Raw genomic sequence first — 24,056 nt, 5'->3', positions numbered from 1 at the left:
CTTCTGCCTTCTGCCTCCTGCCTCCTGCCTCCTGCCTTCTGCCTTCGTTCGGCTGAGCGCTCACGTCGAAGCCTGCCTCCTATCTCCTACAACTCATTATTCAAACCGTTTACCCGTGGATGCCGTTCCATCAAAGCTCTCACCTGTTCGGCATGATAGGAACTGCGCGTCAACGGTGATGCGACGACCTGTAAGAAGCCTAGCGATTCACCGTAGGCTCTCCAGGCATCAAACTGCTCCGGACGCACAAATTCTACAACACCCAGATGTTTTTGGCTTGGCTGGAGATATTGCCCGATCGTGAGAATATCGCAATCCACCGATCGCAGATCGTGCATCACCTGTTTGATCTCATCATCAGTTTCACCCAAACCCACCATCACCCCTGTTTTGGTATAAACCCAGGGAGCCAGGTCACGAGTGCGCTGTAGTAATTCCAGCGATCGCGCATAGCTCCCTTGTGGACGTACACGGCGATAGAGGCGGGGAATCGTTTCGGTATTGTGGTTTAGCACGTCTGGCTTGGCTCGCAGAATGGTTGCCAGAGCATCCCAATTGCCGCAAAGGTCAGGAATCAACACTTCGATCGTCGTTTCCGGCGAAGCAGTGCGAATGGCATGGATACAGCGATCGAACTGAGCCGCACCTCCATCCGGTAAGTCGTCTCGGTTGACCGAAGTCACAACCACGTGGTTCAGCCGCATCCGGCGAACCGCTTCTGCTAGTCGCTCTGGTTCGGCTGAATCGAGCGGCTGCGGTTTTTTCTCAAAGTCAATATCGCAGTAGGGACAGGCACGTGTGCAGGCAGGTCCCATGATCAAAAAAGTAGCGGTACCGTTATTGAAGCACTCGCCAATATTGGGACAAGATGCCTCTTCACAAACGGTATTCAGCTCCAAGTCCCGCAAAATGTCCTTAATAGTTCCGACTCGTTCCCACTGCGGTGCTTTGACCCGCAACCACTCTGGTTTAACGACCACGCTTCATCCTGAGTTAAACAACGTCTCGTCCATCCTACCAGGCGCACGCTGGGAGGTAGAAGCAAAGGATGTTCAATCAATAGCGTTTGTTTAGTAGATCCCCGACTTTTTGTAAAAGTCGGGGATCTAAATCCGGGTTACATCCATTCCATCAAAAAGGACTGTTCTCTGGTGGCGAAATCGCACCTGGAGTAGCCGTACCTTGCTTCACGTTTAGCGCCGCCGCATCTTTTTGGCTCGCGTTATGTTTAGTTGGCTGATTGGGAACTGGTTTGGGTAGCGGTGCTACTGTAGCTGGTGCAGGCACGGGTGTTGATCCTGCTTGATGAGGGGCAGATTGGTGAGAAACCCAGGCAATACTACCAGCCATTAACGCTGCGTAGCCCAGGTAAACGTGCATCGAATTTAAGCGTAATCTAGAGTGTGTTTTTGGCTGTTGCCAGGACGGTAAGACAGCGGTAGCTGCATCGATCGCAGGCAACGAAGCAGCCATTTGATTGCCATCCAGCCCCAACGCGTTACCCGCTTGCCGAATAAAGCCTCGCAAATAGATATCTTCTGGTAGTCGATCGATGCGACCAGATTCCAGTGCTTCTAACTGATGCAGTGGAATCTGGGTCTTGATATGCAAATGATACGGTGACCAGGACTTTTCTTGCCGTACCTGGCGAATGGTCTGCCCCAACGTTTGTAAGCAAGTCTCCCGTGCTTCAAGCACTGCCCGAAGTGCCAGTTCCCGCTTGGTTAATTTCCTTTGCGGGTCAGCGAGTCGCTTGGCGATATACGGTGGTGTTGGCGGATAAAGGGTAGTGCGCTCACGTGCTGAGGGAGGTGCTTGGGACTCTACAGGAAGGGCGGCTACAGTCTCAGGAAGGCTGCGATCGCACGGGATCACCTTCTCTGTCGTTAGCTTCGCTGGTGGTTGTGCCGACAGTTGTAGTGTCTTGGGTGCCAGTGTGGGTAAGGCAGACTGTGCAACGCTCTGTGTGGCTGGTTGCTCGATCGCTGATGGCTTCTTTCGCACCACTTTGCGTAGCGCTAGCCGAACGGCTTCTCTGCCCACTGCCCTCACCATGCACTGCACTTGTCGATTCAAATCATCCGGCAATGCTTTCAGGCTAGAAAGCATCTGACCATAAATTTCGCTTTGATGAAGCTCAGCCTCTACCTGTCCTAAAATCGCCCGTAGTCCGTTCAGAGAAACTTCAGCAGTGCCTCCAGGAACAGTCACGCAGTAAGTAGACTCGTGTGCCAACATGAATCGCTTCCCCTATCTAAAACGTCCAGCACAGATAGCGCTCACTCAAAGGCAACGTGGTTGATACGGAGGCGATCAGACCAGCGCACAACTGTATTTACACTTAGTTATCCAACTATCTTCATAACTTCATTCGAGGACTTCATGGATTCTCCGGACGGATACGTTGCGAAACAAAACAAAACGGCAGAGCGATCGCCCTGCCGTCAGCAGCTTCAAGCAAATTGTTATCATCTCAATCGCAGCGACTATCGTTAGAAGCGCATTCTTTAGATAGACAACGCTCTAGGAGTGAGACCTGATGAAAGCGCCAAAAGCGGCTTGGATTCAGAACGACATGAAAGTTGGGGTCGAAAATTGGCTGGCTGAGAAACTGCCAGACGGGAAAGTTAAGCTTTGCGGATGGTGAAAAAAACATAGGGATTCCGGGTAACAGGGGTGGGCAACACTTATCGCAGGTGCTCATGCACTGACTGGTATGCCACCTCTAACCATGCCAAAATCCACAGCGAATCCCCTTGTGAGGATTGCGGAAACTTTTTCTGCCGCTTCTCTAAATGTCTGTATTTCTATGGAGATGACTGCCCATTTTTTTGCGTAAGGTTGGCTAGACAGTCGATCGTTAGCTCAGTTGGCAAGGCTTACAGGCATCATGGGGCAGTGTTAAGCAGTAATGCTAGCGACTGAGATTGGCGATCGCCTGCGTCAGCAGTTGATAAAACGCCTCAGCCTCGATCGTTTCAACTACGTTGGTATTCGGTTGCTGGTTGGTCACATACCACCAATCGACGACAGTACGACCCATTGTTAGTTCGCTGCTGGTTTCGATCGCCACATAGGCGCGGCGACTGGTAAATAAGTCAGGCTGCAAAAGATAAGCAATTACACAGGGATCATGGAGCGGTGAACCAGCGAAACCATAACGCTGCATGTCATAAGCGCCGTAATGGTTGAGTAAGCCAAGGATCGCGTCGCTGATGGGCGAGTTGATCGCATGAATGGCATTGAGCCGCTCTGGTGTGGCGATCGCCTGATGCGTAAGATCCAAACTCATCATCGTCAGCGGCACTCCAGCAGTAGCAACCACGTGCGCGGCGTGCGGATCAACATAAAGGTTAAATTCGGCTGACGGCGTGATATTGCCTTGCGTCACTGCCCCGCCCATCATGACAATCTCCTGAATGTGCTGGCAGATGGCAGGCTGCTTGATGATTGCAACGGCAATATTGGTCAGTGGACCCAGCGTAGCAAGCGTAATGGCTTCAGTCGCTTGCAAGAGCGTCTCGATCAAAAAGTCAACCGCATGTTGCGTTTGCAGCGGCATCTGTGGTTCTGGCAGGCTGATGCCGTCTAGCCCTGTTCTGCCATGTACATCTTCAGCCGTCGTCAGAGGGCGTAGCAACGGACGAGGACATCCTGCATAGACTGGAACATCGTCTCTGCCAGCAAGTTCACAAAGGCAACGTGCATTCTTCTGCGTCAAGCTCAGCGGTACGTTGCCAGCCACTGTCGTCACGCCCAAGACGTGGAGCTGCTCTGGAAACGCCAGCGCCAGAAACAGCGCGATCGCATCGTCTGCTCCTGGATCGCAATCGATGATGATGGGCTTAGCGACCATGCAGGCAGGTTTGGCTTGCGACAATAGGAATGGTTTGAAGCGATCTGGTGATCGATTGTCCGAAGGCGATCGTCACAGTGAAAGGCAACGCTTCGGCACGGAAACCTGTTGCGATCGGATGCAGGGCGAGAAAAGAAACGCTCCACCCTGCCTGTTGTAACGTCCAAGCAGGCAGACCGCTATCCTGACTAAGACTGGAGTAAATGACCTGTGGCAAATACGTAACAGCGATCGCGTCAAAAGCTCTTCCTGCGTCATAAAGTACACTACGAATTTCTTGCCAGTAGTAAGTGGGCGCTTGTAACAATGGCTCATCATGCGTGGGCGCATTGCTGCGAGTGAGTGTCGCGCCCATGAACTCGGTTAGCTTGGCACAAATATCCTCAAGGCGGGTACGATCGCCTCGTAAAAGCATCGCCTCTTCGGGTGAAAGTGTGCCGTGTGCAACGGGTAGCCAAAGCTCAAAACAGGTATACGCATCAATGGGGATCGTCGTCAATTTAAGGTTAGACGGCAAGCCTAGAGGGTTAGGCGCAACTGCAAGTGCCAATGGAATGAAGGAGTCGAGCATACACATAAGGTTCCTTCAAGGGTCTCGAAGGGATGAAGTGATATAGCAAGTTGACATAGCTTGTGGGCGGTCGCAAGTGGCTTAAGCCCCCTTACCAGGTAAAATGTCTACTCATAATTTGGCAGAACCGCTGCCGTCTTGCCCTTTCTAAGATGGCTCTTGTTGCCAAAACTTTTGTACTGTAACGGTGAAAAGAGGATAAAGCAGGGATGAAATCTGACTGAGCGTGGCTTCTGCTTGTGGGCTTGGTCAGTGCTTCAAGACCCTTTAAGATAGTAAGAGGTTATCTAGATCACATTTGGAACGATCGCACGTTGTAACGTTATGCAGATTACGAATCAGGCAGTTGCAGATGCCACTGCAATTGATCAAACGCTCTCTAAGCGCTACATTGACCTTGATCCTGGTGGCTACGTTATCATCTACCTCGATCGTGAACAGGGCTTAATCTGTGCCAAGCACTTTACAAACTTTATTGACGATCGGGGTCTCGCCTGCGATCCAGCTACAGGCAAACCCATCCCCACACGCGGCAAAATCGAACGACTGCCCACCCATCTCTACAGCGGCAGAACGGCAAAAGAAATCTGCATACAGCTTTTTGAGCAGACAAAACCCTGCCCAATCACAATGCTCGATCACGCTTCTTATCTAGGACGAGAGTTTCAACGAGCAGAAGCAGCGCTGCTGAGTGGGCAAGAGTACGTGCAGGACTAAGAATTTACTAGTTGTTCGTTGTTAGGCATTCTTTTCATAGAAAGCTATGCTACTGAGGGGAAGTGATAATACAGAGTTTGAGATGAAGGTTGTGGGCTACCAGTTTCCACATCTTGAAAACGAGCGGTACGATTCAGACTGGCTAAACGTAAGGATTCGAGTAAAACTCCCAGAGGTTTCTTGGGTTGCTACAGATCCTTCTTTGCTGACTTGGGAATTAGAACGTCTTATAGAGTGGCTTGAATCTATAGCAGACGGTGAACGTGTAAATGCGGAAGAGAGCTTCACGGAACCTAATCTTAGATTCGAGCTAATCGAAGAAGAACCGAAGAGACTTAGAGTATATTTTGAACTGGAGTCTAGACCTGGTTGGGCTGCATACGATGCGGCTAGAATGGATGATCTCTGGGTGGAAGTTGAGATCGATGCAGAAAAATTAAAGGAGTCCGCAGCTTCTTTACGAGAGGACTTAAAGCGATTTGCAATACGGGTAGGACACTAAAGGGGATTCTATCTATGGCAATAGAACGCTTAACAGATGTATGCAGTAAAGCGAAGTTGGGTTGAGGTATGAAGCCCAACCTATGCTGATAGTTTAGAGGTATACTTTGACCGATGAGAGGCGGACTGCTACCTGGCGTATGCCCAAGTTAGACTTTATTCATAACTCGGTTAAAAATGCCCTGATTAAAGATGGCTGGTCAATTACAGATGACCCTTACATCATTCAGTATCGAAGAACAATGCTATATGCTGATCTTGGTGCTGAACGCCCGATCGCGGCTGAACGAGATGGGCAAAAGCTGGTTGTAGAAATAAAAAGCTTTATAGGTGCATCAAAGATGCAAGATTTGAAAGAGGCTCTGGGTCAGTATGACATTTACTACTATCTTCTAGAGGAAACAGCACCAGACCGCAAGTTATATATCGCTATCAGCGAAATTGTCTACAACATCTTCTTTACTCAGGATGTCACTCAACTCATTCTCAATAAACATCAACTTCCAATCATTGTTGTAGACATAGAGGCAGAGGAGGTTACGCAATGGATAAATTAACCGAGTATCCTCAGTTAATTAAGCGTCTTTTGACTGAGTATGTAGAACTGAGTAACCGCCATTCCACCACAGGAATTGAGACATTTTTGATTGTGGATGAGGCAAAAGCTCACTATCTTTGGATGAATCTTGGTTGGCAAAATGGCGATCGCGTTACTGGCGTGACTGTTTATGTTCGGATTCGTGATAATAAGTTTTGGATCGAAGAGGATTGGACTGAAGACGGTATCGCAACTGATCTGGTTCGTGCAGGTGTCCCTAAAGAGGACATCGTGCTGGCATTCCACGAGCCAAAGATGAGGCAGTATACAGATTTTGCCGTAGCGCTGTAGTAGCGGAGCAGTCTATCTCCACCATTTAAAGCTTTGAGCTTCAAATGGTGGACTTTCATTCAGAACTTAAAACTCGGAAATTACCCTTCTCGTGATTGAAGGAAGAGGTAGAAGTAATAAGTCGCCATCGGCACGACAGTAGCCACGACGAGAAAGCCGATAACCCAGACGGTAGCGTTACTTTCTTTCGTTTGCTCTGGTGTGGCAAAAGTGCCTTCAACCTGAACGTTATCGGTGAGTGAAGGCGGACCTGGATCTGGGCGATCGGACAGCACAGCGGCGAGGCGATCGCTGGCACCCCAAAGCGCCTGATTGTACTTGTTTCCTTCCTTTAGTGGAATGAGCACTGTTTCTTGAGTGACACTTTCGGCAATGTCATCCGTTACTTTGGTTTTGACGGTTTCACCCGCACGCAACGCTACGTTATTGGTGAGGTTATCTAACACCAGCAGCGTTTGGTTCGCGCCTGCTTCTGCTGTTGGAAACCACTGGTCAAACAGCTTGTCGGTAAAGGTTTCGATCGTTTCGCCATAATCCAACCGATGAATCGTGACAAAGCGCACCTCGTTACCCGTTTGCTTTGCCAGATTTCCTAGAACGGTCGCAATCTTGCCTTCATTGGAGCGACTGAGAACCTCAGATTGGTCAACGATCCAGGTTCCGGCTTTGGGTTTGGGTACTTCGCTCACACCTGTAGCATGGGCAGGTGTGGCAAAAAGCTGTATCGCCAGGACAAAGACCGCTACAAAAAGCAGTAAGCGTTGACCGATGTGCTTCCAATGGCATTGGTTGAGGAGGCGTTGCATAGTACCGCTCTGAAAAACGTATTTCTCCAAAATACTACGCTTAGGGTGAAGATGGACAGCTTGGAGGTGAGGGGAGAGGAGTGCGGAGTGAGGGGGGCAGAGGAGGCAGGGGAGGCAGGGGGCAGGGGAGGCAGGGGGCAGGGGAGGCAGGGGGTAAGGAAGGAAGTTTTGAGTTAATTTTGATCGCTAACCTACTTTTAGCCTTTAGCTTGCTCCCTCCGCTCCTTTTGCCTCCTCCCCTCCCCTTGCTTCTACTAATGACCATTCAGATAGTAATCCCGCGTGCCTTTAGCGCTGATGGCTTCACCAAGACGCGTGAGAGCATGGACGTAAGCAGCAGTTCGCAGGTCGATCGCTAAATCACGAGCAATGAGCCAGATGGACTCGGATTCTTCGACGATGCGAAGCTTCAAGCGCTGGTTAATTTCTTCTAGCGTCCAGTACAAGCCGCTGCGGTTTTGCACCCACTCAAAGTAGCTGACGGTGACACCTCCGGCGTTGACGAGAATATCTGGAAAGACGTAGATGCCTTTGTCGTTGAGGATGCGATCGGCGGCAGAGGTGATGGGTCCATTAGCAACTTCGTAGATGAGCTTTGCCTGGATGGTGTCGGCATTTGCTTCCGTGATTTGATTTTCGAGGGCGGCAGGCACCAGAATATCCACGTCCAGCGCTAACAGTTCGGCATTGGTGAGGACATCTTCGGCAGCGGTGTGACACACGGTACTGTCACAGTAGAGCGCTTTCACCCCCCGACTGGCATCTTTGAACTGGCGAAGGCTGGGAATGTCTAGCCCGTTTTTGCTGTAAATGCCACCCTGAGAATCGCTGACAGCAACGACTTTATAACCCGCCTTGTAGAGAAGTTCTGCCAGGATTGCCCCGGCGTTGCCAAAGCCTTGCACGGCAACGGTTGTGCTACTGGGATGGCGATCGAACTTCGGCAAGGTGGATTCAATCACAAAAAAAGCACCCATCGCTGTCGCAGTTTCTCGCCCCAAGCTGCCACCCATGCTGACGGGTTTGCCTGTTACCACAGCGGGGCAAATCTGACGCTTAATGATGCTGTATTGATCCATCATCCAGCCCATGATCATGGCGTTGGTGTAAACGTCGGGTGCGAGGATGTCCACGTTGGGACCAATGAAGTCGGCGATCGCATCGATATAGCCCCGACTCAAGCGCTCCAGTTCCATTCTGGACAGCTCTTTGGGATTGACGGTGATGCCACCCTTTGCGCCCCCAAACGGCAGTCTCAACGCGGCACACTTAAAGGTCATCCAGAAGGCAAGGGATTGCACTTCATCCAGCGATACATGGGGATGGTAGCGCACACCACCCTTGCCTGGACCTCTGGTGTCGTCGTAGCGCACCCGATAACCCTGAAAAATTTTGAGCGACCCATCATCCATCCGCACGGGGATCGAGACGGTCAGGCTGGTTTGGGGAAATTTCAGCGTTTCAACGGCATCTTCTGAAATAGACGTAAATTTTAAGGCGCGTTCTAAGCGTTGACTGGCATCGGCTAAAAGTGAACCGGGTAGCATAACTATTTTTCCTCTCAGTAACATGGCGATCGCCGCGATCGCCAAAAACAAACAGTGTGGTCAGAAGGGCTGTTTGTGGCTACAGCGATCGGGCGAGTCGTTTCAGCAAACTTGATCAATGCTTTGCGTTTCTCTAGCATTCCCAACCGCTGTATAACCTATGACACAATGATCCCACCGTTTAGAAATGAATGCTCAAGTTTTTCTGAACTAGCACAAACTGCTTCTAGAAAGAGTAAATATTTGAAACGTGTGTGACGATCGCTAATAGTAACGCTTGAGTTTATAGCCATCCTTTCAAGCGATAAACCACCAGCCCCAGATATTCTTTCAAGGCTCTGGTTGTGCGGTTAAAGCGGTCAGCTTCAGGCAAAAGGTTCAGCACGATCGCTTGAGTGCTGCCCTGGATTTCCTGCCAGTCGCGTTCTGTTGTGTTGAAGTCGGTGGGGGCGGCGATCGCATCGATCCCCAGATGCTTGAAAATCGCCAGCGATCGCGGCATGTGCATTGCCGATGTCACCAGCAAAATACGACGAATGCTCTGTGTCGCCATAATCTGCTTAACGTTGACGGCGTTTTCGTAGGTATTGAGCGAAGTCGGATCTTGTAGAATCGCGGCTTTTGGCACACCCATTGTTTCGATCAGTTGTGCCATGTCGTCTGCTTCGGGTGTACCGCCCCCTTTCCAGTCAATGCGACCACCGCTGAGAATGACACGCGGCGCTCTGCCGTCTCGATACAGTTTGGCTGCATACAGGACACGATCGCCCTCTTCGCTGACTTCTACCCACGGGCGCGGGGGTGAGGCTGGCTTAGTGCAACCGCCCAAAACCACGATCGCGTCTGCTTTTGGCAATGCAGTTAAGGGGAGGTTCTGAAATTCCAGCGATCGCACGAGCCATTCGCCCATCCAGCCATTGCCACCCACCAGCAGCAGCACCAACGACAGCACGATCGGCAGCGCAGTCCAGCGCGATCGTCGCCAGAGCAGCACCAGAGAGGCAAAGAGCAGCACACAGGTCAGTCCCAGCGGGTAAAGAAAAAGCGGCAGTAGTTTGGAGAGGTATAGAAACATAGTGCAGATTTGGTTTCGACAGCGCATTGAGCATGATGTTGACCAAAGATATGGTCAGCCCTTGGAACGTTGACGTTAAGCGGGTTGGCTTGAGACGCTTTTGTAAGACGTTAAGGCACAAAACTTGAACCGAACGGCTCCAAATCGTCTAACGTCTAGAGTTCAGGTCTGATTAACAAGCTGTGTTGTAAAAGGATTGACATGACCATTGATTTACAGCCTACGACGGGTTTGAAGGATTCGATCGACCAGCGTCGTGCTGCCCGTGCCTTTCTTCCTGATCCCATTCCAGACGTTATTCTCGAAGAAATTTTGCATTTGGGGCTGCGATCGCCCTCTGGCTATAACTTGCAACCGTGGCGATTTGTTATTCTACGGCAGCAGCAAAGCAAAGACACGCTTAAAAGCTGTGCCTTCAATCAAGCTCAAATCGCTCAAGCGCCTGTGGTGCTGCTTTGTTGTGGCGATCGCACTGCCAGCAGCGCGGAGAATATCGAAGCTGTGATCGAGCTAGGTGAAGCACATCAGGCGATGACGGAGCAATTTGCAGGATACATGCGATCGCAGATTCCGCCCTTCTTTGAAAACCATCCCAGCTTTGAATCGATCGAAACCTGGACAAATCGCCATACCATGCTTGCTGTTGCCCACCTGATGATTGTGGCAAAGAGTTTTGGAGTCGATAGTTGCCCGATGGAAGGCTTTGTGAGTACGCAAGTCAAAACTGCCTTCAACATTCCCGATACGGTTGATGTCTGCTGCATACTCTGTCTGGGCTACGCCGCCGAGCCGTTTAAGCCCTTTGGCGGTCGATTCAGTACTGAACAAGTTTGCTTTGGCGAATCGTATGGCGAATCGTTCAAGCTGTAGAAAGGGAAGGAAAGGAAGGAAAGGCTAAAGGATGAAGGATAAGAAGGGAAGTCTAAAGGATAAAGAACACTCTTAGAGGGTGTTTAAAAAGGTATGGTCTGTAACGTTAAGTACTCAGCGATCCCCCCTAGCCCCCCTTCAAAAGGGGGGGAAAGGCTTTGGTCGTCCCCCTTTTGAAGCGGGATTGAGGGGGATCTAGCTTTTTGCTACTAACAGAAGGACTTTTAAAACATCCTCTTAGCTTTTAGCCTTCATCCTTTATACTTTCTTCCCATGCTTTCCCCCCAGAACACTCGCGCCGAACTCAACCGACTGCTGCAAGAGCGCAACGAATATCCAGAGCGATCGACCGCGATCGATGCCCAAATCTGCGAAACCTTTGAACAAGACTGCGCCATCCTTGTGTTGGATATGTCCGGTTTCTCCAGGCTAACCATTCGCTATGGCATCATCCATTTTCTGGCAATGGTGCACCGTATGACTGCGATCGCCACGCCCCTGGTTCAACATCACGGGCGCGTGGTGAAACAAGAGGCAGACAATTTGTTCGCCGTTTTTCCAGATGTGCAGGGGGCGATCGACAGTGCTGTTGACATTCTCAAAGGCTTTGCTGCCGTGAACACCGGACAACCCGACGAGCAGGATCTTTATGCAGGCATTGGTATCGGCTACGGCAAAACGCTGCTGGTCGGCGAGAACGATCTGTACGGCAGTGAAATGAATCTGGCGTGCAAACTGGGTGAAGATCTCGCTCGTCGTGGCGAGGTGCTACTAACCAAAGCCGCCTTTAGCCAGATTCAGGCAACCCACTACCAATGGGAACGCCTCGATCTGTCAATTTCTGGGTTAGAACTGGTTGCTCACAAGCTCAAGACATTGCCAACAGTAAGGGTTCACTGACTGCTAACCGCTGACCGCTGACTGCTTAGCCACGAGCTAACTTACTCACCTGTGATTGACAGTTCCTCAACCCAGATATAAGGGCAAACACCACCGGGGGTGAGATGTCCTTCTGGTTCTACATAAAGAATGGTTTTGAGTAGCTCTAGAAAATCACCAGCAACAGTGGCAGACTCAATGCTGGTGCGCTCGCCTTGATTCACCAACCAGCCATCAAATGGCAGCGAGAAGGAACCCTGGAGCGCTTTGACCCCAGCATGAAGGGCGTGTAGATCGTCAATGAGGATGACATTTTCAGCCGTGTCTAGACTATATTCCTGCTGAGCCGACGCAGTGGTGGAGACATGGTAGAAGTGCGGACTAACGGTCACCTTCGCGCCCATGTTGGCATGTCCTGTAGGCTGGGTATTAAACCGTTTAGCCGTGCCAGCACTGTGGAGAAAGTTGGACAACACACCGTCAGTAATCAGGGAAATGCGACGAGTGGGTGTGCCTTCACCGTCAAAGGTGGCGATCGCCACATTGTCTTTATGCAGAGCATCATCCGATACAGAGAGCAAGGGGGATGCGATCGACGTACCTAACGACTCAGGCTTTGAGAGGCTTTGATTGTCAAGAATACTTTGGGCGTTGAATAGATTTGAAAAGGCACCCAACAGGCTCAGAAATGCTTCTGGTGAGAAAACGACCCGATATTTGCCCGTGGGAATCTTTTTGTAATCCAGGTGGCTAACGGTTTTTTCAACCGCTTCCTTGAGGCAACCATCCACATCCAACGTTTCCAAGTCACGACTGATGCGAAAGGCGCCTGCACTACGAGGCTTTTTACCCTCTTCTTCAGTTTTGGTATAGAGATACAGCGATGTGGTGGAATACGCTTCTGTTCGCAGGGCACCGTCGCTGTTGAGATAGAAGTGATCGATGTCGCGCTGAGCAAGTCCATTGTAGGGGACGGAGGCGATCGCGGGATGTGCCTCGGTCACTGCTTTTTCTGCCGTCAGCAGCTTTGACAGCAAGTCTGAAATCGGAGCCTGGGGTGCTTTTTCGGCGAACTCACGCGCCAGCGGTGCCCTTGCTTCAGGGCTAAAGTCGGGAACGTTTTCTTTGACACCAAAAAAGCTGGCTTCATAAGCGGTCTTCAACGCAAGCGCCAATCCTGTGGGATCAACATCTGTCGTTGAGGTAATACCCATTGTCTGATCGTCATTCCACACGCGCACGGTGACGCTGGAACGGTTGGAGGCTTTCACCTGATCCGGCTTGCCCTGATCGACTTTGGCGCTGCTCTCATCCACCGTGGAACCGTAAATATCGAATTTGTGGATTCCCAGGCGATCGGCAGCTTCTTTTGCCTGTGTCGCTAATTCATTGATGGTTTGCACAGCAATTCCCTCAAACTTCTCTCAAAACGTTATGCGTTCTTCTCTAGTATGAGCGATCGCGCTGGCTTCGGTAGTACTGCCTGAGTTGACGATTAAGCTTCCTCACTAAAGAGAATCGTGAAGCTTTCCTGCGTAAAGTGGCGATCGTGCGTCAGAATCTCGACAATTCCAAGCTGCCGCATGGTGTTCATTGAGATGCAATCAGTTACGCTGTAACCTTTGTCTAACCGTTGGGCGTAAAGCGCTAACCCATCCAGAAAAGACTGATGGGTTTGATCAACGACTCGGACACTGTTGTTTTGCAGAACATCCTGCACTCTTTGCGCGGCACCAGATCGCATATAGTCGCCATAAGATGAGAAGAAGTTGAGAAATTCAAGCAATACTTCATCTGTAGTAACAATCTGTACTTGCTTCAGCGGTTGGCTGTATACAACGGCTTGTCTATGCCATGCATCTCGAACGTTGAGCAACGCTGCCCAGTAGAAAGTGTCTGCAAATAACAATTTCATACCGATCGCTTCGGTGTGCCATAGATGTAGTGATCGTGTTGCTCCGCTCCATCTGTCGGCAATTTAGCGAGAACCTCTTCTGGAATGCTATTGGCAAAGTCCTCAAAAGTTTCCCAGATAGGTCTGTCATTTGTTTGAGGCGATTCATCAGCAGGAAGGTGCTCGAGATAATCTTTAGCTCTTACCTGAATCTGCGCTGTTACGTCTTCAAACGAACTGCCTTGAACCTGAGAATCGGCAATTTCAGGACTGTAAGCAGCATAGCCCTGCTCATTCTTTTCAATCACAATACTGATTCTGTCAGGCACAAGGTTCTCCTTTTTAGCTCAAGCGATTGATGCGTTACGTTGGTACTAAGGCACCCTGAATTTAATTCCTGTAGGATGATTAGCGATCGCGTTTGCTCTACTGTAACCGTTGCCTCCATTGATTAGGGTTTCGACGAATGTGCAAAACTGCGAAAACAACGACGCGATCACCATTGATCGCGTTGTCATTCTTCACTCTTTAAAGCGGTGATTCTCGGTAGTGTCGGTGTAGAACTGTTGTGTAACTGACCGACTGTGTGACAACTGATCGCTATGCTGAAAACACCTGTCCGTATTTTTTTGTGCGCTGTCTTTTGTTTAGTCTTGCTTGTGTGGGGAGTAGGGGTGCCGCATGTGAGGTCGGTTGAAACACCTTCTGCGATCGAGCCATTTCTGATGGCAGGCAAGTTTGCCGACGGTGAAGCGGCAATGCTGGCACGGTTAAAGGAGAAACCAGAGGACGATCAGGCGCGGTTCAGTTTAGGTGTGACGCAGTTAGTCAGCGGTGTGGAGCGTTTGACCCAGCCGCTTTATCGTTACGGTTTGCGTCACAATTCACTCACCAGTATTTTGCCGTTTTTACGTCTGCCGATTCCCGAAAATCCGAATCCGCAAGTGATTCGCTATGACGATACGCGCCAAATTCTCCAAACGTTTCTGGATGATCTCGCAACAGTGCGTACAACGCTGGCACCAATTAAAGATGCGCGGGTCAAACTACCGTTGCGGCTCGGTCTGATTCGGCTCGATTTAAATGGCAATGGCAAGATTGAACCCACAGAATCGCTCTGGCGCATTTTTGCTGCCATTAATCGGCTACCCATTACAGAACAACAGGCTAAGAGCTTCACGATCGCCTTTGATGCCGCTGATGCGATCTGGTTACAGGGTTACACCAATCTACTAGGGGCGATCGGCGAATTTGCCCTGGCACACGATGGGCAGGAGTTTTTCAACGCTCTGGCGCACGTAGTCTTTACGAAACCAGAGACCCCTTACAAGTTTCTAGTGGATGGTCGCCCAGAGCCAAGTCAATTTAGCTTTGGCGGCATTGATTTTGTGGATATTGTCACGTTTGTCCATCTACTACGCTTCCCGATCGCCGAACCGCAGCGGATGGCAAGAGCGTTACAGCACTTGCAAACTACCACCTCACTCAGTCGCCAATCCTGGAAGTTGATTGCTGCTGAGACCGACAACGATCGCGAATGGCTCCCCAGCCCTAAGCAAACGGGTGTGTTGCCTGGGGTGCGAGTCACTCAAGCGATGATTGACGGCTGGTTGGCGTTTTTGGATGAAGCTGATGGGTTGCTGTCAGGCAAGACGTTGCTGCCATTCTGGCGATCGCGCGAAGTCAGGGGGGTAAATCTCCGCAAAGCCTTTTTGGAACCGCGCACAACCGATGTAGTGCTATGGCTACAAGGAACAGCAGCAGCGCCGTATTTAGAAGTGGGTAAGTTGACCAATCAACAGGTATGGGCACAACTCGATCGGGTTTTTCGTGGTCAGTTCTTTGGGTTTGCAGCCTGGTTTAACTAATCGAGCAGCGTACAAATGGCTGAACGTTACCTCAAGTTGTGACTCTGACTTAATTTTGGACACCAAACTCCCTAAATTTGGACAACTCACCTCTTACTCGTCATAACAAGGAAGCAATCTCTATCTCAGAACTTTTAACTCTTCACTTGTTAGCCTTCAAGCTTTTCCCTATCGTCCGCCGACTGTAATCGAATCGACTTTAATGTGAGGTTGTCCGACAGTGACGTAGATGCTGCCGCTAACGGAGCCGCAAAAGCCTGCTGCGAGGTCGAGATCGTTGGAGCACATGGAAATCTTGTTCATGATTTCCTTTGCCTCGCCGATGAGGGTTGCGCCTTTGAGGGGCTTGGTGATTTTGCCGTTTTCGATCAGGTATGCCTCGTCCACAGAGAAGTTGAATTGTCCCGTAGCACCGACGCTGCCGCCGCCCATTTTTTTGCAGTAGATGCCTTTTTCAATGGAGGCAAACAGGTCTTCGTTGGTGAAGTCTCCGGGGGCTATGTAGGTATTCCGCATCCGGGAGGCAGCAGCGTAGGTATAGCTTTGGCGGCGACCGCTGCCTGTGCGGGGGTGTCCGGTGCGAATGGAACCTGCCCGATCGGCGATAAAGTTTTTCAACACGCCTTTTTCGATCAACAAGGTGCGTTGCGCTGGCATCCCTTCATCGTCCATGTCGATCGTGCCAAACGCATCGGTTGAAAGCCCTTCATCCCAGGCAGTCAGGTTTTCGTGAGCAATCTTTTCGCCTTTCTTGTCCATGAACGGCGTAGTACGCTTCTCGATTTGCGTGGTTTCAAGTAGGTGTCCACACGCTTCGTGGAAGATCACGCCGCCGAATTTGTTTGCCATGACGATCGGGTACGTGCCCGATTCTACGTAATCGGCGTAGAGCATTCTGCCAGCAGATTCGGCGACGCTTTCGGCAGTGGCAGTGTAATCCCAGGTGCGAAGGAAGTTGGGGTCGCTGGTGTTGCCTGCACGTTCGCCAATGGACGATCGATTTGCACCATCGGCACACAGCAAGTTGTAGCCCACGGATTGGGTCAGACGAATGTCTCTCGCAAACGTACCGTCACTGGAGGCAACCAATACTTCTTGCCAATCGCGGAAGTAGACAGCGCGACGAGATTGAACATGCGTCGCTTTTTCTTGTAAACGAGCGTTGGCATCCAGCAGCACTTCGCCCATTTCGCGCATGGAGCTAGATTCTGCCAGCCAGGATTCTTTACCACGCAACACAGCATAGTCACGCAGCGGTTCCAGGTTGATTTCGGGGATGTACGCTCCCGGGGACGGCAATTGCAAGCCTAGAATCGACAATCCTTTTTCGAGGGCAGCTTTCAAGCCAGAAAAGGTCAGGTCGTTAGTGCTGACGTAGCAGTCGGTTTGACCGCGAAAGACGCGAATGCCTGCCCCAGTGGAAAGCCGTGGTGAAATGCTGGTGATGGCATCGTCTTCAGCAAGGCAGCTAATATAGTTAACTCGCTCTAAAAAGAATTCGACAAAATCTGCGCCTGCTGCTCGTCCCAGTCCTAGCAATGTGGAAAGGGGTGATTCCCACGACGCATCAAAGCGATCGCGCGTGGAGGTGTATTCCAGTGTTGGCAGTTCTCTAGAGCGAAGAAGGGGAGTTGCAAGCATTGTTAGCCTCGGCTGCGATCGTGGAGCAGGTTTACTCACTAAGACCTCTATTCTAGAAGGGCTGCAAAAAAAATGTCAGCAAATCAGTCATAACGGGAAAACTGATGCTATCGCTTGTACATAGGAAGTTAGTCCGGTGAAAGTCTCCAGCAGCGTTCAGCATTGGCTCAGGTTTGTGGCGATCGCGCTGTTAACGTTATCGGTGGCGTGTCAGGGTTACACAAAAAGCACTGCTAACCCAACGACGCAGCGCCTTCCAGTGCCGCAACCGATAGAGTCGATCGCGGCGGCTCAGCCAAACCAGATCACTCCTGGTTATCAAGCTGCTAATGCTCAATTAGTAGACATTCGCTCTATCAATGCCGCTATTCACCTGGATCTGCGCTACGCGACAGCGAATAACTTTATGCATCGAGTTCTCTACAAAGAATCGCGCTGTTTGCTAAGGGCGGTCGCAGCGAAACAACTTTCTCAGGTGCAAGCAGACCTGGAAGCAATCGGGTTGGGGCTAAAAGTCTATGACTGCTACCGACCGCTGTCTGTCCAAAAACAAATGTGGAAGTTGGTACCAGACGATCGCTATGTCGCCAATCCAACGTATGGTTCACGGCACAATCGTGGGTCTGCGGTGGATCTAACGCTGGTCGATCGTGCTGGCAGAGAGTTGAAAATGCCAACCGACTTTGACGACTTCACTGAACGGGCAGCAACTACCTACGACGGTGCCAGCGTTCAGGCAAAGCAAAATCGCCAGCGGCTTCAAGAAGCGATGGTAAAACACGGGTTCATACCGCTGCAAACAGAATGGTGGCACTTTGATGCGGCTAGCTGGGCGCAGTTTCCAGTGCTGGACGTGCCGCTAGAAGCGATTCTCTAGTGTACTTGCAAAGCCATGCTATACGCCTATCGCACTGCGATAGGCGTATGGCTCGTTGTCCGCTTCTGCCAATGACTATTTAGGCTTGACGCATCCATCGTTTGAAGGCGTGTCATTCAGTCGCAACAGTGTTCTCAGCGTTTAAGTAGTAGAACGACCTGCCCAGACCAAGCTAATCCTTATCCTTCTCAAGGCGGACTTTGACCCCTGCGGAAAGGTATTTAGTGAGTGCCTCCCCCAATTCCTTCTCAGGAGACTTGCCTGGTTTCGGTTTGAGTTCTGCAAAAAGCAGCAGCAACAGCGCAGAGAAAACGGCGATCGGCATAATTAGCATTGGTAGTGCCTCTTCAGGATTTGTTTTAACCGATAAAGCGAACGGGAATCCGCCTCTACACGCAATCTGATACGAGCAAAATTAAAGAGGTCTAGCCGCGTTAGGATCATTTTGAGCTACAGCGTAGGAACCTCTCACGACTTAAGAGCAGCATTTGAACTGAGTGAAATGTAACTGCTCTGTTAAGAGTGCTGACCAATTGCGTGTACTACTAGAAACACTCCCTCGTCAAACAATTCCGCATTAAATATTCAAGCGCGAAATACGGGTGACTTAATGGCACTAGCAGACTAAAGGTTTATACGGAGTTTTGAGGTATAAATTGAAGCTATAAAAGTAGACGCTTGCCTATGATCGTTTCGCTGCTTGTCGGGTTCTGTCGCCAATGTACGCCCCCACCAGCCGTCGCCTGTCCACATCCAGCGCCAGCCAAAGCCACTGCTGGCAGCGCTTGGAGCCTACAAAAGACCACATCTCATTGAGTTGCAGCGTGAACCGACCGTTTTTTGGGATCACTGTGGTCTGCTTGGGTGTTTGATCATCTTGCTGATTGACGTACAGCGTGCAGACACACCTGTCACCCGCACCATTGCCGCTAACGCCAAACGTTCCAGCAGCAATTTGTCAAGCCAGTCCCGCGTAGTTTGAGGAATCAGCTGATTGGCAGGGTCTTCAACCAATTGCCGACCACAATCCCGACCTTGAAGCGTTGCTTGCCGGCGTGCCTGCTCCCGTTCTTGACCACTGGCACCGAGGCGCAGATTGGGCAGTTAGGCATTGCGTATGCTTGAAGAGCAAGATGGAGTCAAGGTAGCATCATTACTTTTACATGACGACCAATGTCTGATGCTTTCTGCTTAGTAGAACGCATCAAAAATATTTCGCAGTCTTATTAGGTAAAGTTTAAAGTGCTGATTGACTGACAAAAGTTCTGATGTAGGTTGGTGTTGAGCGGAGCGTAACCCAACACCAGTAACGGTTTCGTTGGGTTACGCTAACGCTAACCCAACCTACGGCAGGATAAGGGTTTCAAGAGTTTTGTCAGTCAACCAGGTTTAAAGTGTCAAGTATGACTTTTGGATGGTTTAGTTGTATTTGTCTAAGTTATACGTAAGTAAAACACGAACTCAAACACGATTTTTAATGGTGAAGGAGCATACTGATATTTAACGTTATGCTTTCTTTCTTTTAAGTAAAAGGAGTTGAATGAATACACCTGAAGTGCATCCACCTAAAGCTACGGAAGATACTCTGTTTAACCGCATTTTTCGAGATAGCGATGGCAAGATTGTGATTGCTCAGAAGCCCAACTTACCGCTTCTGGCTTGGTTTGGAGCAACTTTGATCGCACTGCTCATGACAAGCGACAACATTCATACAGGTCTAGAGGCAGTGGCGTTTGGCTCCCTGTTCACTTGGGCATGGCAGGAACTTTTTCAAGGCGTTAATTATTTTCGGCGATCGCTCGGTTTGCTTGTACTACTGGGTACGATTGCCTCAAAGCTCCAATGGTCTTAACACTCTACAAAATGCATCACGATGACTCAAATTCTCGATCGCTCGACTGCTGACTCTACCAGTCGTATTCTCTGCTACTACTACAATGACACTCAGAGGATGTTTTAAAAGTCCAGATGCGTGTAGCTCTGGCGACTGAAGTCGCGGCTACACGCACAAAACCTGCCTACGCAGGTTCCAAAACCCTCGTGCTGAGGTAGTCCGCGCAGGCGGACTTTGTTAATGTAGTCGCGGTTTTAACCGCCAGACACTTTTCAAACAGCCTCTCAGAGGATTAAGCGCGAGCATCAGGGTCAGGCTTTCGCTGAGGCTCAGTTGCCGTGAACGCTCACGCCTGTGTAAGCCCGCAGCCAGCAATCGCTGTCGCCACTGCGGCTCAAAAGTCTGACAAAAGTCATCGATGATGCAGAAAAGTTCTTCTAAGCTGAACATACAGCGGGGAAAGCTGATTGATTTAGTAATTTCAGCGTACCTGCACCGCTTTTTCTTATCCAGAACTCACGTTAGCTTAGCTTGCATATGGATTAGCTATGCAAAGAATTCATCTGCTGGAGCGTGGATGCCTTCTTTGACGAGGGTGGCACGGTCTTTAACGGGAGACCAACCAAGCTGATGTTCTGCTTTGGAGGAATCGAAGACGGCGGCGAAACTGCGACCTTCCCAATCGGCGTAGCTGGGGAAGGCGGCATTGGGATCACGTCCGAGGCTTTTCACTGCCCATTTCACCAGAGCTTCCGAGTAGTTGCGCCAGCTAGCGGTGGGAATGCGTCGGAGTTTCAAGCCTGCCTGTTGCTCAAATTCGTCAAGATAGTCGTTGGCGGTGACTTGGGGTTCACTGGTCAAATTAAAGGATTCGCCTTCAATGCCGGGAACCGCGATCGCCCGTGCCATTGCATCCGCGACATCATCCACCAGCACGATCGGCATTTTGCTGTTGCCATCGCCCCATAGACGACACACCGAATTGTAGGGCCATGCGGCAATGCCCCAGTGATAGGGATTGCCACCGCGACCCAGCACCACACCGGGGCGGAAGATCACGACAGGCAAGCCTTTTTCGTGCTGAAGCTGGAGCAAGTTCCGTTCGTTCTCGACCTTCGATCGCGGGTAAGGTGCGACTCGTAGCATCCCCTCATGAGGTTTCGTGGCTTCGGTAATCGTCCCGGCACCGCTACCTGCGTAATAGATGGCGATCGACGAGGCGTAAAACAGTCGCTTCACGCCATGTTCCAAACATAGTTCCGCTACCTTACGAGTCGGTTCCACGTCAGTTTTGAGGTAATCTGCCCAGGTCTTGCCGTTACCACGTGCTAGGTGATAGACATATTCAATGCCCTCCAGCGCGGTACTCACTGCGTTCGCATCGGCAAAATCGCCTTTCGTCAGTTCAACACCGAGGTTGCGGAGTGCGGGTGAGCAGTTATTAGGGTCGCGGGCGAGAATGCGAACGCCATGCCCATCTTGCCGCAAGCGTTTCACCAATGCCTGACCGATGAAGCCCGTGCCGCCAATCACCAGCACATTGGGCTTGGGTACCTCTATTTCAGCCGTCTGGTTGAGCACAAACGTATCTGTTTTTGGTTCTGGTAAATGCGTTTCGCGGGCAATCCACTCAGCCAGCGAAATAGCGCCTTCTCCTAATGAAGCATCAATTCGTTCATCCAGCTTGCTGCCGCGTGTGGTGTAGAAGCTTTCAACCGTCCGCGCAATGCTGTAGGAGAACGGCGCAGAGACTTTGGACAGTCCAGCTTTAGAGAGGACAAAGTTCGCCAAGGTGCCAGTCGCTTGTACAACGGAATCACGAGCGACTGTGGCAACCGTGGCGAAGCGATCGACATCCAGCAGATAGGGCGTATGCTCCTGACAGGTATACGTATTGTTCTCAAAATCTACATGGGCAACCGCATTGGTGCCGCGCACGTGGATGTAGTGTTCTGGGTAGCCGTCGATGAACGAAAAGCGCAGCCGAATACTGGTGTTGCCCTTCCAACCGCGAATTTCCCAGCGACGGTAGAATTCGAGTCCGCGAGGCAGGTCAATGCGATCGTTCACATCCACAGACAGCGAATCCGGTTGCCCAATCAGATGAACCAAATGGGTAAAGGAATGGGGTGCGACCTCAAACAAAATATTTTTTGGGGTCTGGAGCATCCACGCGCCGTAGGGTCCGCCGGATAGCTGTCCGAGTTCCTTGTTCCAGACAATATCAATTTGATCAACGCGTCCCAACCGTCCACTGCGTAAATCCGCGACCAGCTTTTCATACACCGGGAAGTAAAGAAAATTGTGGCTTACACCAACTGTTTGCCCGATCGTCTCAGCGCGTCGTCGGAGTTCCTGACAGTCGCTGACCCGGTGACACAGTGGCTTTTCGATAAAGGCATCCACCCCCGCTTCCACCACCTGGCATCCTGTGGCAAAGTGAACATGGGGTGGCGTGAGAATGTGTACGACATCTAGACGCTCTTGAGACAGCATTTTACCCAGGTCAGAATAGACCGTCGAAATCCCTTTGGACTGGGCGAATTGCTCTGCCAGTCGCGTATTCAGGTCACAGATAGCCCGCACTTCCACGTTTGGCAACTGACGTAGTGCTGCAAAGTGATAGTCAGAAATGTAGCCTGCCCCAAGTAGCGCGACGGCGACGGGTTTGGTTTGTCCGTTAGTGGCTGTCATTGGCTATCTCCCTGTTACTTGAATGGTTTCAGTCGCGGACGTTTGAGCGCCCTTGTATTCAATAATTTTGTGCTGTCTGTGGAGCAGCCGATCGCTCGTAAACTTGATGACTCCCAACGCTTCTGGAAACACCGATATCCCACAGGATACGCCCCAGGGAATGCTCTCACCCCAGGAAAAGCCTCGTTTGCGTGTCCCTAGAATGGTTCGCAGTGCCGTCAGCGGGTAGCGTCCGAAGGCGAGAAGCGAGAGTCCAACGGTGAAGGGAGCAAGGACGATCGCGCCTAGTGGTACAATCACGCCCCACAGCCAGGTGCGTCGAATCTCCTTGACAAACTTGCGTTCGGGTGGCGCACCATGCAGGCTATGAACCTGAGCATAGGCATAGCCGCAACGTTTCGCCCGTTGCCACCACTGCGACAAGCGATGAATATTGGCATCATGCAGCGTACTGTTGTGGTCAATACGGAGAATGGAACCCTTTGCCTGCCGCAAGCGCACACTAAGTTCATCATCTTCAGCCGCAATCACGCTGCTGTCATAACCACCAACTGCTGCAAACGCACTGGCACGAAGCATCACATCGCCACCAAAATGCATCGTTTCACCGACTGCACCCATGCGCCACTCGACATCACAAATGCGGTTATACGGGCTGCGATCGGGATACCGTTCTCGTCGCCAGCCGCATACAGCAACGACTGTAGGATTCTCGTCCAGAGCGATCGCCGCTGCTTCGAGCCAACCAGCCACTACTTCGCAATCGCCATCAATGAATTGGACAGATTCGACATCAGGAAACTGTTCGCGGAGGCGATCGAAGCCAGCATTCCGGGCACGCGCCGCTGTAAACGGAATCGACAAGTCCAAATTGACCACGGTAACGCTACGATCGTGGGCTGCTTCACAGCTTCCATCCGTTGAGCCAGAGTCCACATAGACAACCGGGCGAGAGGCATCCACAACAGAATCTAAACTGCGAAGCAGGCGATCGCCCTCATTGCGTCCAATGACCACGACTCCAATGTTTTGTGAGCTAGTCACGCACCCTCCCTCTCAACACCATTTGTCATTGCAGAACCTTATTCATCGTGCGATCGTTCCATCCGGCGGAATCAGTGTGACTCCAAGCGCAGCCAAGGAACTAAGCGTAGAGTGCCCAAAAACTTGTCTTGCGTTCATCTCAGCCAAATAAAGCGACTGTGAGACCTCTGCTGACTTCCAGTACAACACAGAAGCTAACAGGCTTAAAGCTGAAGACTGCTCAGGAACGCAAAATTATCAGTACACACCGAGTTTGTGAAGCAATGGTTAAGAATAGCGGTCAGCGGTCAGCAGTTAGCGGTCAGCGCGATCGGTGGTCAGCAGCGCATCTAGAGTTGATAGAGAAATCCTGCATGAGCACAAGCTTTAACAGGCAGCGGTGCCTTTAAAGCCGATACAGCGCTTTGCATAACTAGCTGGCACAGTAGCAGCCGTGAGCAAAGTAGTTCCTCAACGTCCTGGAGGAAGACCATCTGCTGCCCAAATGTAACAG

At 50.9% G+C, this 24,056-nt stretch carries 26 protein-coding genes and 1 pseudogene; 9 read left to right on the top strand and 18 right to left on the bottom strand.

Features of this window, described 5'->3' with window-relative positions:
• Positions 1–86 precede the first annotated feature (86 nt).
• From lipA to AC5JO6_RS28270, 4 genes are all read right to left on the bottom strand, one after another.
• Positions 87–980 carry a lipoyl synthase gene (gene lipA / locus AC5JO6_RS28285; protein ID WP_496084391.1) on the bottom strand — a complete coding sequence of 298 codons (894 nt, stop codon included), beginning with the start codon at positions 978–980 and terminating at the stop codon, positions 87–89.
• Between the two features lie 151 nt (positions 981–1,131).
• Positions 1,132–2,238: a helix-turn-helix domain-containing protein gene (locus AC5JO6_RS28280; RefSeq protein ID WP_496084390.1), complete on the bottom strand. Its 1,107-nt coding sequence runs from the start codon at positions 2,236–2,238 to the stop codon at positions 1,132–1,134.
• 676 nt (positions 2,239–2,914) lie between these two features.
• Positions 2,915–3,880: a nucleoside hydrolase gene (locus AC5JO6_RS28275; RefSeq protein ID WP_496084389.1), complete on the bottom strand. Its 966-nt coding sequence runs from the start codon at positions 3,878–3,880 to the stop codon at positions 2,915–2,917.
• On the bottom strand, positions 3,846–4,427 hold the full coding sequence (locus tag AC5JO6_RS28270) for a hypothetical protein (protein WP_496084388.1): 582 nt from the start codon (positions 4,425–4,427) through the stop codon (positions 3,846–3,848). The genes AC5JO6_RS28275 and AC5JO6_RS28270 overlap by 35 nt, the downstream gene beginning before the upstream one ends.
• A 324-nt stretch (positions 4,428–4,751) precedes the next feature.
• Here AC5JO6_RS28270 and AC5JO6_RS28265 point away from each other — a divergent pair, with 324 nt between their 5' ends.
• The 4 genes from AC5JO6_RS28265 (at position 4,752) to AC5JO6_RS28250 (ending at position 6,534) form a co-directional block, all read left to right on the top strand.
• Entirely contained in the window at positions 4,752–5,144 is a 393-nt protein-coding gene (locus AC5JO6_RS28265; RefSeq protein ID WP_496084387.1) for a DUF4346 domain-containing protein, read from the top strand.
• Positions 5,145–5,190: 46 nt separating this feature from the next.
• Positions 5,191–5,646, top strand: coding sequence for a WapI family immunity protein (locus tag AC5JO6_RS28260; protein WP_496084386.1), 456 nt, complete (start codon positions 5,191–5,193; stop codon positions 5,644–5,646).
• Positions 5,647–5,785: 139 nt separating this feature from the next.
• Positions 5,786–6,202: a XisH family protein gene (locus tag AC5JO6_RS28255; protein ID WP_496084385.1), complete on the top strand. Its 417-nt coding sequence runs from the start codon at positions 5,786–5,788 to the stop codon at positions 6,200–6,202.
• Complete coding sequence (locus AC5JO6_RS28250) at positions 6,190–6,534, top strand: XisI protein (RefSeq protein ID WP_496084384.1); 345 nt, start codon at positions 6,190–6,192, stop codon at positions 6,532–6,534. The genes AC5JO6_RS28255 and AC5JO6_RS28250 overlap by 13 nt, the downstream gene beginning before the upstream one ends.
• Positions 6,535–6,614: 80 nt before the next feature.
• On the opposite strand, the gene psb32 is transcribed toward AC5JO6_RS28250, so the two are convergent.
• The 4 genes from psb32 to AC5JO6_RS28230 all read right to left on the bottom strand — a co-directional run bounded on the left by psb32 (position 6,615) and on the right by AC5JO6_RS28230 (position 9,962).
• Positions 6,615–7,340: a photosystem II repair protein Psb32 gene (psb32, locus tag AC5JO6_RS28245; protein WP_496084383.1), complete on the bottom strand. Its 726-nt coding sequence runs from the start codon at positions 7,338–7,340 to the stop codon at positions 6,615–6,617.
• A 254-nt stretch (positions 7,341–7,594) separates the two neighbouring features.
• The gene (locus tag AC5JO6_RS28240; RefSeq protein ID WP_496084382.1) at positions 7,595–8,887 is read right to left on the bottom strand and encodes a Glu/Leu/Phe/Val family dehydrogenase; all 1,293 of its coding nucleotides are present in this window, start codon (positions 8,885–8,887) and stop codon (positions 7,595–7,597) included.
• Positions 8,888–8,901: 14 nt separating this feature from the next.
• The gene (locus AC5JO6_RS28235; protein WP_496084381.1) at positions 8,902–9,027 is read right to left on the bottom strand and encodes a hypothetical protein; all 126 of its coding nucleotides are present in this window, start codon (positions 9,025–9,027) and stop codon (positions 8,902–8,904) included.
• Between the two features lie 143 nt (positions 9,028–9,170).
• Entirely contained in the window at positions 9,171–9,962 is a 792-nt protein-coding gene (locus AC5JO6_RS28230) for a YdcF family protein (RefSeq protein WP_496084380.1), read from the bottom strand.
• A 201-nt stretch (positions 9,963–10,163) separates the two neighbouring features.
• Between AC5JO6_RS28230 and AC5JO6_RS28225 the strand changes: the two genes are divergently transcribed.
• Together AC5JO6_RS28225 and AC5JO6_RS28220 are read left to right on the top strand one after the other, a co-directional pair.
• Entirely contained in the window at positions 10,164–10,832 is a 669-nt protein-coding gene (locus tag AC5JO6_RS28225; protein WP_496084379.1) for a nitroreductase family protein, read from the top strand.
• Positions 10,833–11,105: 273 nt separating this feature from the next.
• On the top strand, positions 11,106–11,732 hold the full coding sequence (locus AC5JO6_RS28220; protein WP_496084378.1) for an adenylate/guanylate cyclase domain-containing protein: 627 nt from the start codon (positions 11,106–11,108) through the stop codon (positions 11,730–11,732).
• 41 nt (positions 11,733–11,773) lie between these two features.
• Here AC5JO6_RS28220 and AC5JO6_RS28215 read toward each other — a convergent pair whose 3' ends face one another.
• The 3 genes from AC5JO6_RS28215 to AC5JO6_RS28205 all read right to left on the bottom strand — a co-directional run bounded on the left by AC5JO6_RS28215 (position 11,774) and on the right by AC5JO6_RS28205 (position 13,934).
• Entirely contained in the window at positions 11,774–13,114 is a 1,341-nt protein-coding gene (locus tag AC5JO6_RS28215) for a TldD/PmbA family protein (RefSeq protein WP_496084377.1), read from the bottom strand.
• A gap of 92 nt (positions 13,115–13,206) precedes the next feature.
• Positions 13,207–13,626: a type II toxin-antitoxin system VapC family toxin gene (locus AC5JO6_RS28210; protein WP_496084376.1), complete on the bottom strand. Its 420-nt coding sequence runs from the start codon at positions 13,624–13,626 to the stop codon at positions 13,207–13,209.
• On the bottom strand, positions 13,623–13,934 hold the full coding sequence (locus tag AC5JO6_RS28205; RefSeq protein WP_496084375.1) for a hypothetical protein: 312 nt from the start codon (positions 13,932–13,934) through the stop codon (positions 13,623–13,625). The genes AC5JO6_RS28210 and AC5JO6_RS28205 overlap by 4 nt, the downstream gene beginning before the upstream one ends.
• 273 nt (positions 13,935–14,207) lie before the next feature.
• Between AC5JO6_RS28205 and AC5JO6_RS28200 the strand changes: the two genes are divergently transcribed.
• Positions 14,208–15,473, top strand: a complete 1,266-nt coding sequence (locus AC5JO6_RS28200; RefSeq protein WP_496084374.1) for a hypothetical protein — start codon at positions 14,208–14,210, stop codon at positions 15,471–15,473.
• A 168-nt stretch (positions 15,474–15,641) separates the two neighbouring features.
• Here AC5JO6_RS28200 and AC5JO6_RS28195 read toward each other — a convergent pair whose 3' ends face one another.
• Positions 15,642–17,114, bottom strand: coding sequence for a TldD/PmbA family protein (locus AC5JO6_RS28195; protein ID WP_496084373.1), 1,473 nt, complete (start codon positions 17,112–17,114; stop codon positions 15,642–15,644).
• Between the two features lie 136 nt (positions 17,115–17,250).
• Between AC5JO6_RS28195 and AC5JO6_RS28190 the strand changes: the two genes are divergently transcribed.
• Positions 17,251–17,991, top strand: coding sequence for a M15 family metallopeptidase (locus tag AC5JO6_RS28190; protein WP_496084372.1), 741 nt, complete (start codon positions 17,251–17,253; stop codon positions 17,989–17,991).
• Positions 17,992–18,163: 172 nt separating this feature from the next.
• On the opposite strand, the gene AC5JO6_RS28185 is transcribed toward AC5JO6_RS28190, so the two are convergent.
• From AC5JO6_RS28185 to AC5JO6_RS28175, 3 genes are all read right to left on the bottom strand, one after another.
• Positions 18,164–18,325 (bottom strand): hypothetical protein, encoded by a 162-nt coding sequence (locus tag AC5JO6_RS28185; protein WP_496084371.1) that lies wholly within the window; start codon positions 18,323–18,325, stop codon positions 18,164–18,166.
• A 348-nt stretch (positions 18,326–18,673) separates the two neighbouring features.
• Positions 18,674–18,799 (bottom strand): IS1 family transposase, encoded by a 126-nt coding sequence (locus AC5JO6_RS28180; protein WP_496084370.1) that lies wholly within the window; start codon positions 18,797–18,799, stop codon positions 18,674–18,676.
• A gap of 178 nt (positions 18,800–18,977) precedes the next feature.
• Positions 18,978–19,103, bottom strand: a complete 126-nt coding sequence (locus tag AC5JO6_RS28175) for a transposase-like zinc-binding domain-containing protein (RefSeq protein ID WP_496084369.1) — start codon at positions 19,101–19,103, stop codon at positions 18,978–18,980.
• Between the two features lie 428 nt (positions 19,104–19,531).
• Here AC5JO6_RS28175 and AC5JO6_RS28170 point away from each other — a divergent pair, with 428 nt between their 5' ends.
• Positions 19,532–19,843 carry a hypothetical protein gene (locus tag AC5JO6_RS28170; RefSeq protein ID WP_496084368.1) on the top strand — a complete coding sequence of 104 codons (312 nt, stop codon included), beginning with the start codon at positions 19,532–19,534 and terminating at the stop codon, positions 19,841–19,843.
• Positions 19,844–20,116: 273 nt separating this feature from the next.
• Here AC5JO6_RS28170 and AC5JO6_RS28165 read toward each other — a convergent pair.
• The 3 genes and pseudogenes from AC5JO6_RS28165 to AC5JO6_RS28155 form a co-directional block, all read right to left on the bottom strand.
• Positions 20,117–20,275, bottom strand: a pseudogene (locus tag AC5JO6_RS28165) (IS982 family transposase); the annotation flags it as partial.
• Between the two features lie 96 nt (positions 20,276–20,371).
• Entirely contained in the window at positions 20,372–22,519 is a 2,148-nt protein-coding gene (locus AC5JO6_RS28160) for an NAD-dependent epimerase/dehydratase family protein (RefSeq protein WP_496084367.1), read from the bottom strand.
• A 3-nt stretch (positions 22,520–22,522) separates the two neighbouring features.
• Positions 22,523–23,563, bottom strand: a complete 1,041-nt coding sequence (locus AC5JO6_RS28155) for a glycosyltransferase family 2 protein (protein WP_496084366.1) — start codon at positions 23,561–23,563, stop codon at positions 22,523–22,525.
• Between the last annotated feature and the right edge of the window lie 493 nt (positions 23,564–24,056).

It is taken from the genome of Tildeniella sp., assembly GCF_059505325.1.
The sequence above is the reverse complement of the archived record's forward strand: the minus strand, read 5'-3'. Positions and strand labels throughout refer to the sequence as shown.